Origin of the sequence: Reyranella sp. (genome assembly GCF_965279625.1) — a bacterium.
GTDB lineage: Bacteria > Pseudomonadota > Alphaproteobacteria > Reyranellales > Reyranellaceae > Reyranella.
This window is the reverse complement of record NZ_OZ257251.1, coordinates 1,465,742-1,478,842: the sequence shown is the minus strand read 5'-3', so window position 1 is coordinate 1,478,842 and position 13,101 is coordinate 1,465,742. Positions and strand designations below refer to the sequence as shown.

Below are 13,101 nucleotides of genomic sequence, written 5' to 3'. Positions count from 1 at the left end.
GCCGCCTCTTGCAAGGGCAGTCTAACAACTTGGCAAGAAGATAAACGCCTTTCACTCGGCATACCTCTTCGATGGCAACATCGGGTGTTGGCAACCCTGCATTCCGGACGCTCTGCCAAACGGCCTCGAACTTTCGTCGAAAAAGAGACCGGTATGATCGTCGCCTTGGACTCCCTGCTGCAGGTCAGATTCTCGACAAGTCAATGCGAGAGTAATTTTGTAATGTTGAGCTTTCGCATGTCGGAGACCATGTCGTAGGCAACATGCGCATCCGAAGTAGTCCTTCCAATCCGATGCATGCATAAAATCCACACTATACGAGCAAAAAGAGGTCTTGTGGAGCAATTTATGATCGAATCGCGCAGGATTGAGAGGGGGGATCAACGGCTCAACTTCCTGATCGCTTAACTTTCGCGCAGAATTCGTTATGTAAGTGCACATCGGCGCGTACACTTGGTCGGATGGATGTTCCAGCTGCGAAATCCAGATGCCTGCCAGGTGCAGTTTTCAGCATCTTTGTGTGGATCGTCGTTGATGCGCCCAGCGACGGGAGGAATGCCGTGTGAGCGAGGATGTAAGCAAGGCGCCGGACCCATTGTCGCTGTCGGAGTCGGTGGCGGACAACACCGGCGTCTTCGAGATACGAAAGGGCCTCTTCCTGGAGGTCTTGGAGAAGCAGACCTATCTGGTGCACAATCACTTCCGCGCTTCTCTCCCTGAGTCCAATGGAATTGAAGCCGGCTTCGATGCTGGACCGGTGTATGTGGTCTACGCCAACGACAGCCATGTCGACATTCGTGCTGGATTGACAGTGATAGATGGTCGGCCGGTACGTGAGACCGCAGTCGTGCCAAAGCTCTTCGCGAGCTATCAAGGCGCTTCTGCGGAGGAGCTAGCCGCAGCTCTTGACATAGACGACGGCCGCATCGTGCTGCCGCTCGCCTCCCAGCGCATGGGCAACTACTGTCGATGGTGGCTGGACAGCATGGGCAAGCTGTTCGTGTGCAGCAAGTCCTCGCTTCTGCGCGAGAACCTCCGTGGAAGCAGTCTGGATGTCGTCGTCCCCGACCTCCCTATTTCGTACCAGCAGCAGTCGGTGGATATGCTCTCCTGGCGGCCGCTCGTCTCCGCAAATCACAGAGACCGCCTGTTGCGCGGCAGAACGGTCAATTCGTCCGGCCTGACTTTCGGGGGCGGCCAGCGTATCGGCACGCAAGTGCGAGAAATGGCGCGTTTTCTCGATCTGCTGCTGCCGGCGCCCGTTCGCCACTCGCGTGACCGTAGCGGCGAACTGCTGTACGTGACGAGAAACGAATCGTCTATGCGGCGCATCCTCAACGAGGACGAGTTGTTGCCCGGGCTCAAAGACATGGGCTTCCGTATCGTTTCGCCCGCAATGCTGTCGCTGCCGGAGCAGATCGACGCTTTTCGAAATGCGCGCATTGTCCTGTCGGCACACGGCGCGCAGCTGACCAACATCCTCTTCTGCCGTCCCAACACGACGCTGGTCGAGATTTTCCCCGAAGGTGGGGTGCACGGGTCGGCGTTCCTGAGAATCGCTAGCCAGCTCGGTTTCAACTATTACTACGTCGTCGGCGAAAAGGTCGAAAACAAGCAGTCCAGGAAGAACCCGAACAACGCCGATCTTACCGTCGACAAGTCGGCGTTCCTCCGCTTCACGAAAGAAATCGTCGACGCAGAGTTGAACAATCGGCACGATCTTTGATTAAGGATGGCCTGTGCTGCGCGGCTGTGCATCCTAGAGCGCATCATTTGTTAATCGAGGCGGCCGGCAGCGACGTACGAGGGCTACTGGGGGCTGAAGTGCCGGCGCTATCGCGCCTTTGCGCTGTGAACCTGGCTGGGAAATCCAGCGATACTTCTGATACTCTCCGGATCGAGGCCTCCTGAGTACGCGTGTGCGCACTTTTGAAAAATCTGATCGGCGGGAACTCAATGCGCATTCAAGCCTTATCTGCGCTTCTTGTGCTGGCGTGTGCTTCCTCGGCAAGTGCTCGGGGAGATGCCCGCTTCAGTGGAGACGGACGGCCGGCTGCAGCTGTCATCAAGGGTGCTGGATGCGAAATAAATGCGCGTCCGGCTATCGTCTTGAAGGTGGGGGAGAAAGTCCATCTGACCTGGACGGTCCGGAACACCGATTTGGCGACTCTAAGTCGTGAAGGCAAAATGATCCAGGTCGAGTCGGGAAAGAAGTCTCTGATCGAGAGCCCCGCTCGCACGACGACTTACACGATGTCCGTTTCAGGAGTGGAAGGAACGGCAGTCTGTCGGGTCTCTGTCGCCGTCCCGGAAAGGACGCAACCCGCACACTGGCCCCCGCCTCCTCTGAAGTCGATGCCACCGGATTATCTCGAGCGCGCAAGAGCCTCCCTTGCGGCCGGCATCACAGGGGCCGTGCTCACGACGGATCAGCAATGGGTATGGTATGCGATTCCGTCGCTGCTCTTCGAGCAGGATGTCGAGGCGATCAACAGGTACTTCGCGCACACATGGCGGTTCGAAAGGAACCCGATCGTAGGCTTGGGCTTGTTCTCCCTAGACGTCGTGCGCCTATACGGGCTTTTCAACGAACGTTCTGGAAGCTACCCGGGGAGGCTGGGAAGGGAGGCGCAGCGCAACCTGGAAGAGGAATTCTACAAGATTGCTTCCCGGACTTTATACAACGATTATGACGTTGCATCAGACTTGAGGAATGTCTGGAACCTTCGGGGGTCCGAGAATCATTCCTTCTCGTCACGGTCGTCGTTCCTTCTCGTATCCCAATTCCTGAAGAATAACCCCGAGTTCGCCAACCGCGTTTTCGAGGACGGCCGCACGCCGGCGGAGCACTACGTCGCTTGGCGCGACTATTGGTCCAAACTCATGGATGATCGGGCCAAAAGGGGCATGTACGTCGAGGTCGGTTCGCCCACTTATGAACAATACAGCCGGAGAGCGATACAGAACATCCGGGATTTCAGCGAAGATCCGGTCCTGCGGCAGAAGGCCGAGGTGTTGTTGGACCTGGGTTACGCGCTGATTGCGCAGGAGACCTTGGCCAACGGCGTGCGTGGCGGTGCCAAGAGCAGGGTCTATTCCTTTCAAGACCCGGCCTGGCTGGGAGGAGAAGATCGCAGCTTCAATCTGATCTTCGGTCCGATAGGATATCTGCCGCTCTATGCGCCGCAGCAGGCTACCAGCAGCTACTTTCCGCCACCGGTTGTGCTGAGCCTGGGCAAGAATCCAGCCGCGCGCGGCAGGTACGGCATCGCGCAGAGGGTGCCCGGCGTCGGCATCACCAAGGAGCGCGATACCATGCTCGATCCGGACAAGAGCGTGTATCGCTATGGCTTTGTAACCCCATCGTACATTCTGGGGTCTTTCGCTCTCGATCCCGACCTGCCCTATACGGTGATGAGTGCCCAGAACCGGTGGCAGGGTATCGTTTTCAATGGAGATCGTGCGGCCCGTATTGCGCCGCAGATCACCCGTCTCGACAAGTCCGGTGCACTGGATCAAGAGCAGCGGGTGGCCAACGGTTTTGCGTCCGTTCAGGATCGCAACGTTTTGATTGCACAGCGTTCGGGCCATCGCGCCAACTATCGCTCGCGAACTGACATATATTTCTCCAGCACGCTCGACCTGCTGGAGGAAGACGGTGACTGGATCTTCGTCAAGGAAGGCGATGCGTATTGCGCCGTGCGTGTCGTGCATGAAGGCATCGATTCCTATCGGTGGCTGGACCCGGTTCACAAGAACAGAAGCGCAAGCCGGGAGAACCGTTTCGTGGTTCTCACCAATCCCGATTCTCCGATCATCATTGTTGCCGGGGAGCCACGCGACTACGACAATGACTTCGCGAGGTTCAAGTCGGCTATCAAAGCGCAGAGCGTGGGACGGGACGGAACGGCGATCCAGTTTGCAGGCTTGACCTTCTATGGAGCAAAGAAAGCCGGTGCGGGCGGTTACGACTTCGCTTCATCGGATCCGAAGGCGTACGATTCGCCGTTCATCAGCTCGTCTTGGCTGAGTGGCATCATCTACATCCGGGAAAGAGAGCAGGGTCTTCTGCTCGACCTCAGCGTGCCGGAGCATCCTGTCAAACGGATCGACCCGACGCTGACTCCGTCATTTCCGCCGGGAAGGGGCGACGCGCCCCCCATTGTGTTTCAAAGCCGGTAGGATGACTTGATTCTGCGATGCCCAATGTTTCGCCTTGGTCTCGCGTGATGCGGGCGAGCCTCTCGCTCCTCAATCTCGATCATTTGACGCGTGAGCAGGATCTCGAGGACGAAATCGCCGGCGAGTTCATCGACAATGCGGACGTATTGGCGTCAATTCCTCGGATGCTGGAGACTTTCATCTTCGAACATGAAGGCCAATGTTCCCCGCAACAAGCTTGAGACGACGACAAAGCAGTTGAGTCAGTCGACACGCGGGCCAGCCCGTCCTCGTTCAAATCGCAGGAGGAGAAGGTGCAACAGGACCAGGGGACTGCCTCGATGAGCGAACTGGTACTTGCAGCATTCTGATTGCAGACCGCTACCGCCTCATCTTGGCCTATTCGCGCGCAGTCGCTATACAGTCTACCGTGCGGACGTGGCGGAACTGGTAGACGCATCGGACTTAGACGAAAGTTTGAGTGCTCGCCGGGAAACCGGCGATGCAGAACTGCTCAAAGTCGGGGAAACCTTGAACGGCAATCCCGAGCCAAGCCCGGTGACGGGAAGGTGTAGAGACTAGACGGGCAGCACCTAAAGCAGGCGCCAGGGTGAAGGGATAGTCCAGACCACGAACGACCGTCCGGCCGCGGCCGGGCGGATCGGCGGCAAAAGCCGAAGTGGTACGAAAATCCGTTGAGGGTAACCTCGTGAGGGTTCGATTCCCTCCGTCCGCACCATTTTTCCGAAAGGTGTCAGCCGGCTGCGAAGCGCGCTGGGGACAGCGACTCCTCCGTGACGCCGAGATCGGCGACCTCGGCCGGCAGGGGCTTGCCCAGCGCCAGCGCGGCGGCGAGCTGGCCGGCGGCATAGCCGGTCTGGATGCCGTAGCCGCCCTGGCCCGCCAGCCAGAAGAAGCCCTCGATCTTCGGGTCGTAGCCCGCGACCAGGTTCTTGTCGTGCACGAAGGAGCGCAGGCCGGCCCACTTGTTCTTGATGCGGCGGATCTGCAGCGTGCTCGCCGTCTCGATGCGGTCGACGGCGGTGGCGACGTCGATCTCCTCGGGCTGGGCGTCGCACGGCGGCGACGGCGTCTCGTCGGCGAGCGAGCCCAGGAACTGGCCGACCTCGGGCTTGAAGTAGAAGCTCTCGTCGAAGTCGATCAGCATCGGCAGCGGCCCGAGGTCGAGCCCCTGCGGCGGGTCGAAGGTGAAGGCGGTGCGCCGCTTCGGCACCAGCCCGATCGGCACGCAGCCGGCGAGGCCGCCCAGCACGTCGGCCCAGGCGCCGGCCGCATCGATGATATTGGCCGCGCGAATTGTCTCGCCGTCGCGCAGAACCAGGGTCCACAGCCCATCCTGGCGGGTGAGGCCCGCGACCTCGGCATTGAGCTGCAGCACGGCGCCGGCGGCGCGCGCGCCCTTCAGGAAGCCGCCATGGATGGCGGCCACGTCCATGTCGTCGGCTTCCGGCTCGAACACCGCGCCGCCGCCCGCCGCCTCGGGCCTGAGGAGGGGGTGGCGGCGCAGCACCTCTTCCGGCTCCAGCCAGCGCACCGAGGGCACGAGCTGCGCATAGTCGGCGGCGGCGGCCTTTACCGCGGATTCCTGTCCGGCATGTCCTGCGACCAGAGCGCCGCGGGGCGTCAGCAGCGCATGATCGGAGAAGCCCGGCGGCGGATTGCGGTAGAAGCGGCCCGAGGCGACCGTGATGGCGCGGATCTGCGCACTGCCATAGGTCTCGGAGTGCAGCGCCGCCGACCGTCCTGTCGTGTGATAGGCGGGCACGTTCTCGCGCTCGAGGATGATCACTTTCGCATGGGGCGCGAGGTGATAGGCGACGGAGACGCCGGCGATGCCGGCGCCGACAATGGCGAAATCGAAATCCTGCATGGGCGGCACATTGCAAGGTCGATGCCACGCCTGCAATAGTCGGCGCGCGAGGAAACGACGCCCATGAACATCGCCCATCTGCTGCTGGGCTCCGCGCAGGAGTTCCGCGACCTGACCGCGCTGGCCCGCGGGACGTCGCCGCACCTCAATTATCGCGAGCTGTGGCGCAAGGTCTCGGTGATGAGCACGCATCTCACCGGCCGCTTCGGCCTCGCGCGTGGCGACCGCGTGGCCTTCGCGATGGCCAATTGCGTCGAATCGATCGAGGTCATGTACGCGATCTGGCACGCCGGCCTTTGCGCCGTGCCGATGAACGCCAAGCTGCACGCGAAGGAATTCGCGTTCATCCTGGAGAATTCGGGCGCCCGGCTCTGCTTCGTGACTCCCGACCTCGCCGACACGATCGCCGAGGCCGCGCGGGAGGCGCCGGAGTTGAAGGAGATCGTCGACGTCACGACGCGCTCCTACACCTTCATGGCGGTGGGCGATCCGAGCCCGATCGCCGATGCGGAACCCACCGACCTAGCCTGGCTGTTCTACACATCCGGGACCACCGGCCGGCCGAAGGGCGCCATGCTGACGCACCGTAATCTGCTGTCAATGACGCTCAACTACTACGCCGACGTCGACCGCCCGCCGCCCGGCGGCTCGATCGTGCATGCCGCTCCCATCAGCCACGGCTCGGGCCTGTGGAATTTCCCGATGCTGGCGCGCGGCTCGGTGCAGGTCTTTCCCGAGAGCGGCAAGTACGAGGTGCCCGAGACGGTCGAGCTGATGAACCGCTGGCCCGAATGCTCGATCTTCCTCGCGCCCACCATGGTGAAGCGGCTGATCGAGCATGGCAGCGTGGCCGACCTGAAGCCCGAGGCGCTGAGACTCATCACTTACGGCGGCGCGCCGATGTACGTGTCGGACCTGAAACGCGCGCTCGACTTGCTGGGCAACAAGCTGGCGCAGCTCTATGGCCAGGGCGAGAGCCCGATGACCATCACGCATCTCGGCCGTGAGTATCACTGGGACCGCTTCCATCCGCGCTGGGAGCAGCGCCTGGCCTCTGCCGGCCGCGCCGATTCCTGCATGGAGGTTCGGATCGTCGACGAGGCGGGGCGCCCGCTTCCCGTGGGCGAGGTCGGCGAGATCATCTGCAAAGGCGATCCCGTGATGGCGGGCTACTGGAACAACCCGGAGGCCACGGCGCGCTCGCTGCGCGACGGCTGGCTGTGGACCGGCGACGTCGGCGCCTTCGACGAGGAGGGGCTGCTGACGCTCAAGGACCGCTCCAAGGACATGATCATCTCGGGCGGCTCCAACATCTATCCGCGAGAGATCGAGGACGTTCTGAACCTCCATGCCGGCGTCGCGGAATGTTCGGTGGTCGGCCGCCCGCACCCGGAATGGGGCGAGGAGGTCGTGGCCTTCATCGTCGCCCGCACCGGGCAGACCCTGTCGCCCGTCGAGCTGGATAGGCTCTGCCTCGACAACATCGCCCGCTTCAAGCGCCCCAAGGACTACCGGTTCATCGAGGCGCTGCCGAAGAACAACTACGGCAAGATCCTGAAGACGGAGCTCAGAAAACTACTCTAGCGAATTCCCTCATCCTTGTAAGTCGGCGTCTGCCGGATCGGCTAGACTAGCCGGCGCGGTGGCGGCGGGTAGACCGACTCACCCCGGGGCGTCGAAGCTCGTTCCTCAGCAAGGTCGCCCGTCCGTCGTTCCAGCGAACCCGAACAGTCGCGTGGGCCGCATCGCGAGCTCGCTTTCGCAAGGAAGGGTTGCCATGGAACACCGTCGCATTGTCGGCATCGACGTGTCGAAGGACCGACTGGATGTGCATGTCCTGCCGTCGCAGGAGGCCTTTGCGGTTTCCCGCGACGCAACAGGCCTCGTCGAGCTGTGCCGCCGCCTGGGCGACACGGTGGACCTCGTGGCGGTCGAAGCCACTGGCGGCTACGAGACCCTCGTCGCCGCGACCCTCTCGGACCACGGCATGCCTGTGGTGATCGTCAATCCGGCACAGGTCCGGGCCTTTGCCCAGGCGCTGGGACAGCGTGCCAAGACCGATCCGATCGACGCGTCGGTCATCGCCCGCTTCGCCGAGGCCACCCGGCCCCAGATCCGGCTGCTGCCCGATGGGGCCGCTCGCCTGCTTTCCGATCTGATGGCGCGCCGGCGCCAGATCGTCGAGATGATTGCGTCCGAACGTCAGCGCCTGTATCGCACCGAGCCGCCGCGCGTGCGCAAGAGCATCGAGCGATTGTTGAAGGCTCTTGAGCGCGAACTCGGCACTATCGACCATGACATCGATGGCGCCGTGCGCGGTTCACCGCTGTGGCGGGAGAAGGAAGACCTGCTGGCATCGGTGCCAGGCATTGGCTCGATCATCGCCAGGACCTTGCTGGCCGAACTGCCCGAGTTGGGGCGGCTCGATCATAAAAAAATTGCAGCGCTTGCCGGCCTGGCTCCCTACACACGCCAGTCCGGTCTCTGGAAGGGCAAGGCCCGCATCGGGGGCGGACGGGCGGTGGTCCGAACGGCCCTCTTCATTGGCGCCCAAGTCGCCAAGCGCTGGAACCCACCCTTGAAAACCTTCTACGAGCGCCTCATCGCCGCCGGTAAGACCAAGATGGTCGCCACCATCGCCGTCGCCCGCAAACTTCTTGTCATCCTCAACGCCATCCTCAGAGACAGGACACCATGGCAAAACGCTTGACCTCAGACACAGTCGCTGAGGAGCATCGCGCAGCGATGCGTCTCGAAGGATGGCAACAGGCACGGTGCGCGTTCCCACCCTTCGAGACGCACGCCTTCGGCGTGCTCCTCGGGGTGAGGTCGGTGTAGAGTTCAAGACATATTGAGGAGGACAATGACATGGGCAGTCTGATCGACTTCAAGCGTCCCGACGGGTCGACCTGCAAGGGCTATCTGGCCGAAGCGGGCAAGGGCAAGCCGGGGATCGTCGTGATCCAGGAATGGTGGGGTCTCAACGACCAGATCTGCGGCGTCGCCGACCGGTTCGCGCGGCAGGGCTACAACGCGCTGGCGCCCGACCTCTACAAGGGCCGCGTGACCCAGAAGCCGGACGAGGCCAATCACATGATGAGCGGCCTCGACTTCGTCGGCGCTTCCGACCAGGACATTGCCGGCGCGGTGAAGCATCTCGCCGAAATGGGCGGCAAGGTCGGCGTGATGGGCTTCTGCATGGGCGGCGCGCTCACCATCGCGGCCTGCGCCCGTATCGAAGGCATCTCCTGCGGCGTGCCCTTCTACGGCATCCCGCCGGGCCAGCTCGCGGATCCGGCCAAGATCACCGTGCCGCTGCAGGGCCACTTCGCCAACAAGGACGACTGGTGCACGCCGGCCGCCGTCGATGCGCTCGAGAAGACGATGAAGGGCGCCGGCCACAGTCCGGAGATCTTCCGCTACGACGCAGCGCATGCCTTCTCCAACGAGCGCAGCGAGGCCTATGACGTGAAGTCGGCCAACGCGGCTTGGGAGAGGATGCTCGAATTCCTGAAGAAGAACCTCTGATTACCGTCGTCCTGAGCGGAGCGAAGCGTAGTCGAAGGACCCCTATTCCTTTCGAGATGTCCTCGTGCGTGGGAAGAGAGGTCCTTCGGCTACGCCGCCCTCGGGGCGGCTCCGCTCAGGACGACGCAATAGGGAAGGGAGCGCCCAACCTCCCATGACGGTCCGCCCCGCTTTCGGCCTCGCCATCGTCGGGCTGGGCGCATCGCTTGCCCCGCTCGACATCGCCGTCAACGTGGCGCTGCCGGCCATCACGGCGCACTTCAGGGTGCCTCTGGGCGACGTGCAGTGGTTGGTGATCTGCTACGTGCTCACCTACGGCTCGCTGATGCTCGTCTGTGGCAAGCTGGGCGATCTGTTCGGGCATCGGCTGATCTTCCGCATCGGCCTCGCGATCTCCGCGCTCGGCTGCGCGGCCTGCGCGGCGGCGCCGGACTGGCCGCTGTTCCTGTGGGCGCGCGGGGGCCAGGGTGTCGGCACGGCGCTGGCGCTGTCCTGCACGCCCGCACTCGCGACTTCGCTGTTTCCCGAGAGCGACCGCACCAAGGCGCTGGCGGGCTTCGCCAGCACCATGGCGATTGCGGCCGCCATCGGCCCGTTCCTCGGCGGCGTGCTGGTCGAACTCTGGGGCTGGCCCGCCGTCTATTGGGTGCGCGTGCCGCTTGCCCTCGTAACGCTCGCTCTGTCCGGTCTGCTGCCCTCGCCCAAGCCCGATTCGCGCCCGTTCGATGCGCCGGGGGCGGTGCTGTTGGCTGCCTGCATGAGCACGCTTCTCCTGTCGCTCACCTTCTCGCAGCGAAAGGAAATCCCGGGTCCGTGGGCGCTGGCGATGGCCATCGTCGCGCTGGTGCTGATCGTGGCCTATGTGCGCCGCGCCAACCGGGTGCCGGAGCCGATCATCCGGCCGTCGCTCTTCGCCGATCCGCGCTTCACGATTCCCAACGCGCTCAATGCGCTCGCCAACCTCGCGGGCTTCGCGATCCTGCTGCTGACGCCCTACTACCTGGTGAACGTGCTGAAGCTGACGCCCGTGGGCGTCGGCATCGTGCTGGCGATGGCCTATGGCGGCAGCCTCGCCGGAGCACCGCTCTCGGCCTTCCTGGTCAGCCGCATCGGCCAGCGGCCAACCGTCTTTGCGGGCATCGCCTGCGTGGGGCTCGGCCTGCTGCCGCTGGGCTTCACCGGCATCGACACGCCGGTGCTCGTCGTGGCGGCGCTGCTGGTTCTCGAAGGCGTGGGACAGGGCCTGCTGACGGTCGCCTACACCGACATCGTCACGGCGACCCTGCCGGCCCGCGACCGTGGCGTCGCGGGCAGCCTGTCGCTGCTGACCCGCACGATCGGCATCGTCGCCGGCGCCTCGGTGCTGACGGCGCTGCAGGCCCACGGCGCGCAGGGCTTCATGAACATGGCCGGCTTCCTCGCCGGCTACCGCTTTGCCTTCGTGTCGGCAGGTGGCGGTCTTCTGGCCGTGCTGTTGCTGTCGCTCCTCTGGCCGGCCGTCTGGTCGTCGCAGCCTCGCCCCCGTCGCAAATCATGAGGTCCGCTATCCTCACGGCAGCTTGATGTCGCCCTTCTTGATGATCGCGCCGAACAACTGGCTCTCGACGCCGATGCGTGCCTTGAAGTCGTCCGGACCGAGATAGGTCACGCGCATGCCGCCATTGTGGACCTTGGCGGCGATGTCGGGCGCGCGGAGAGCTTCTGCAATCGCCTTGTCGAGACGCGCGACGGCTTCGGGGGAGGTGCCGGCAGGCGCGAGGATGCCGAACCAGGAATCGCCGCCTTCCTTGCCGTAGCCTGTCTCCTGCAGGGTCGGGACGTCAGGGAAATCAGGGTGGCGCACTTCGGCCAGCATCGCGAGGGCGCGGAGCTTGCCCGCCTTGATATGCGGCAGGGTGGTCTGGTCGAATTGCGCCTGGATCTCGCCGGCCAGCAGCGCGTTGGTCGCGGGCGCGCTGCCGCGATAGGGCACGTGCGTCATCCGGATGCCGGCTTCCAGGCAGAGCATCTCGCCGAACAGGTGGGTGATGGTGGCAAGCCCGGCCGAGCCGTAGTTCAGCTTCCCCGGATTGGCTTTCGCATAGGCCACGAACTCCGCGACCGTGTTGGCCGGTCCCGACGGATGGACGGCGAAAGCGCCCCACGAGGTCGACATGTGCGAGACCGGGACAATGTCGCGATCGGGGTCGAAGGGGATCGCCTGGAGGTGGCGTGTGATGCAGACCATCGCCGTCGTCGTGGTGAGGAACGTGTGATGGTCGACCGGCTGGTTCTTCACGAACTCTGCCCCGATCATGCCCGAGGCGCCGGCCTTGTTGTCGAACAGCACGCCCTGGCCCAGGAGCTGAGCGGCCCGCTCCATGACGATGCGGCTCGAAACGTCCGACGGCCCGCCGGGCGGATAGGGGATGACGAGACGGAGCGGCTTGGCGGGCCATGGCGCCTGCGCGATCGCGGGCGACGCCAGCGCGGTTGCAAGGGCCGAGGCGGTGAACGCACGACGACGCATGGACGCTCCTCCGATTCATTCTTGTTTGGAGAAGCTTCCCACGCGGGCGCCCGGCTCGCCAGCCCGGCCCGGCAGCTTCGTGCTAGGCTTCTCCGATGAAACGGTTTGGCGATCCCAGGGTGGCTGCAACGTTCAAGGCCTATCCGCCGGTTGTGCGCGCCCGGCTGATGGCGCTGCGCGAGACCATCTTCGATGTGGCGGCCGCGACCGACGGCGTGGGCGTGCTGACAGAGACACTGAAATGGGGCCAGCCCAGCTATCTCACCGAAGAGACGGGCAGCGGCACCACCGTGCGCATCGACCGGTTGAAGGGCGACAGCGGTGGCTACGCTGTCTACTTCCATTGCCAGAGCGGCTTGATCCGCCAGTTCCGCGAGCTCTATCCAGACACCTTCGCGTATGACGGCAAGCGGGCTATCAAGTTCGGGCCCGACGACCGGTTGCCCCTGGGTCAGCTAAGGCACTGCTTGGCCCTCGCGCTCACCCATCACTTGCGCGCGAAGTAGCGGCTGCGCAGCGAGAGGCACTCCTCCTCGAGGATGCCGGTCGTGAATTTGATGTCGGCGCCCACGAACTCGGCAAACGTCTCGACGGAGTAGCGGCCGAAATTGCGTCCCACCGTCTTGAAGCGCAGTCCCAGCACCCAGTGGCCGACCTTGGCGTTCAACAAGGCGCCGGCGCACATCGGGCAAGGCTCTACCGTGGTATAGAGCGTAGTGCCCGACAAGTCGTCCGTGCCGAGCGTGCGGCATGCATCGGCAATGGCGTCGGTCTCCGCGTGGACCAGCGAGTTGGCCGTGTGGATGCGGTTGCGTCCGCGGCCGACGATCTTGCCTTCCCGCACGATCACGGCGCCAACGCCCATGTCGCCTTCCTTGTCCGCGACGGCGGCGAGTTCGAGTGCCTGCCGCATCATCGTCTCGTGATGGTTCGTGTCCATGGCCACGATCATGGACAGGGCGTGCCGCATCGTCACCATGATTCCCAACCGGCCGTTCGTGCTAGGCTCGAT

General features: G+C 63.6%; 11 protein-coding genes. 8 read left to right on the top strand and 3 right to left on the bottom strand.

Annotated elements, in window-relative coordinates; genetic code table 11:
• Window positions 1-562: 562 nt before the first annotated feature.
• From ACQY78_RS07195 to ACQY78_RS07185, 3 genes are all read left to right on the top strand, one after another.
• A complete protein-coding gene (locus ACQY78_RS07195) occupies window positions 563-1,726 on the top strand; it encodes a glycosyltransferase family 61 protein (protein ID WP_428684116.1) in 1,164 nt (387 codons plus the stop codon).
• A gap of 461 nt (window positions 1,727-2,187) precedes the next feature.
• Entirely contained in the window at window positions 2,188-4,182 is a 1,995-nt protein-coding gene (locus tag ACQY78_RS07190) for a hypothetical protein (protein ID WP_428684114.1), read from the top strand.
• Window positions 4,183-4,199: 17 nt separating this feature from the next.
• Window positions 4,200-4,403 carry a hypothetical protein gene (locus ACQY78_RS07185; RefSeq protein WP_428684112.1) on the top strand — a complete coding sequence of 68 codons (204 nt, stop codon included), beginning with the start codon at window positions 4,200-4,202 and terminating at the stop codon, window positions 4,401-4,403.
• A 512-nt stretch (window positions 4,404-4,915) separates the two neighbouring features.
• Here ACQY78_RS07185 and ACQY78_RS07180 read toward each other — a convergent pair.
• Entirely contained in the window at window positions 4,916-6,052 is a 1,137-nt protein-coding gene (locus tag ACQY78_RS07180) for an NAD(P)/FAD-dependent oxidoreductase (RefSeq protein ID WP_428684110.1), read from the bottom strand.
• A 63-nt stretch (window positions 6,053-6,115) separates the two neighbouring features.
• On the opposite strand from ACQY78_RS07180, the gene ACQY78_RS07175 reads away from it, so the two are divergent.
• The 4 genes from ACQY78_RS07175 (at window position 6,116) to ACQY78_RS07160 (ending at window position 11,117) form a co-directional block, all read left to right on the top strand.
• Window positions 6,116-7,636, top strand: a complete 1,521-nt coding sequence (locus ACQY78_RS07175; RefSeq protein ID WP_428684108.1) for an AMP-binding protein — start codon at window positions 6,116-6,118, stop codon at window positions 7,634-7,636.
• Between the two features lie 193 nt (window positions 7,637-7,829).
• On the top strand, window positions 7,830-8,762 hold the full coding sequence (locus ACQY78_RS07170) for an IS110 family transposase (RefSeq protein WP_428676352.1): 933 nt from the start codon (window positions 7,830-7,832) through the stop codon (window positions 8,760-8,762).
• A 158-nt stretch (window positions 8,763-8,920) separates the two neighbouring features.
• The gene (locus tag ACQY78_RS07165) at window positions 8,921-9,580 is read left to right on the top strand and encodes a dienelactone hydrolase family protein (RefSeq protein WP_428684106.1); all 660 of its coding nucleotides are present in this window, start codon (window positions 8,921-8,923) and stop codon (window positions 9,578-9,580) included.
• A gap of 154 nt (window positions 9,581-9,734) precedes the next feature.
• Window positions 9,735-11,117: an MFS transporter gene (locus ACQY78_RS07160; protein WP_428684104.1), complete on the top strand. Its 1,383-nt coding sequence runs from the start codon at window positions 9,735-9,737 to the stop codon at window positions 11,115-11,117.
• 12 nt (window positions 11,118-11,129) lie between these two features.
• Here the strand turns inward: ACQY78_RS07160 and ACQY78_RS07155 are convergent, their stop codons facing one another.
• On the bottom strand, window positions 11,130-12,089 hold the full coding sequence (locus ACQY78_RS07155) for a Bug family tripartite tricarboxylate transporter substrate binding protein (protein ID WP_428684102.1): 960 nt from the start codon (window positions 12,087-12,089) through the stop codon (window positions 11,130-11,132).
• A 95-nt stretch (window positions 12,090-12,184) separates the two neighbouring features.
• Between ACQY78_RS07155 and ACQY78_RS07150 the strand changes: the two genes are divergently transcribed.
• Window positions 12,185-12,595, top strand: coding sequence for a DUF1801 domain-containing protein (locus ACQY78_RS07150; protein ID WP_428684100.1), 411 nt, complete (start codon window positions 12,185-12,187; stop codon window positions 12,593-12,595).
• On the opposite strand, the gene ACQY78_RS07145 is transcribed toward ACQY78_RS07150, so the two are convergent.
• The gene (locus tag ACQY78_RS07145; protein WP_428684098.1) at window positions 12,577-13,068 is read right to left on the bottom strand and encodes a nucleoside deaminase; all 492 of its coding nucleotides are present in this window, start codon (window positions 13,066-13,068) and stop codon (window positions 12,577-12,579) included. The genes ACQY78_RS07150 and ACQY78_RS07145 overlap by 19 nt on opposite strands.
• Between the last annotated feature and the right edge of the window lie 33 nt (window positions 13,069-13,101).

Coding starts and splice junctions, on each gene's coding strand:
- ACQY78_RS07190 (WP_428684114.1), top strand. CDS start 2,188: ATGATCCAGGTCGAGTCGGGAAAGAAGTCTCTGATCGAGAGCCCCGCT.
- ACQY78_RS07185 (WP_428684112.1), top strand. CDS start 4,200: ATGCCCAATGTTTCGCCTTGGTCTCGCGTGATGCGGGCGAGCCTCTCG.
- ACQY78_RS07180 (WP_428684110.1), bottom strand. CDS start 6,052: ATGCAGGATTTCGATTTCGCCATTGTCGGCGCCGGCATCGCCGGCGTC.
- ACQY78_RS07175 (WP_428684108.1), top strand. CDS start 6,116: ATGAACATCGCCCATCTGCTGCTGGGCTCCGCGCAGGAGTTCCGCGAC.
- ACQY78_RS07170 (WP_428676352.1), top strand. CDS start 7,830: ATGGAACACCGTCGCATTGTCGGCATCGACGTGTCGAAGGACCGACTG.
- ACQY78_RS07165 (WP_428684106.1), top strand. CDS start 8,921: ATGGGCAGTCTGATCGACTTCAAGCGTCCCGACGGGTCGACCTGCAAG.
- ACQY78_RS07160 (WP_428684104.1), top strand. CDS start 9,735: ATGACGGTCCGCCCCGCTTTCGGCCTCGCCATCGTCGGGCTGGGCGCA.
- ACQY78_RS07155 (WP_428684102.1), bottom strand. CDS start 12,089: ATGCGTCGTCGTGCGTTCACCGCCTCGGCCCTTGCAACCGCGCTGGCG.
- ACQY78_RS07150 (WP_428684100.1), top strand. CDS start 12,185: ATGAAACGGTTTGGCGATCCCAGGGTGGCTGCAACGTTCAAGGCCTAT.
- ACQY78_RS07145 (WP_428684098.1), bottom strand. CDS start 13,068: ATGGTGACGATGCGGCACGCCCTGTCCATGATCGTGGCCATGGACACG.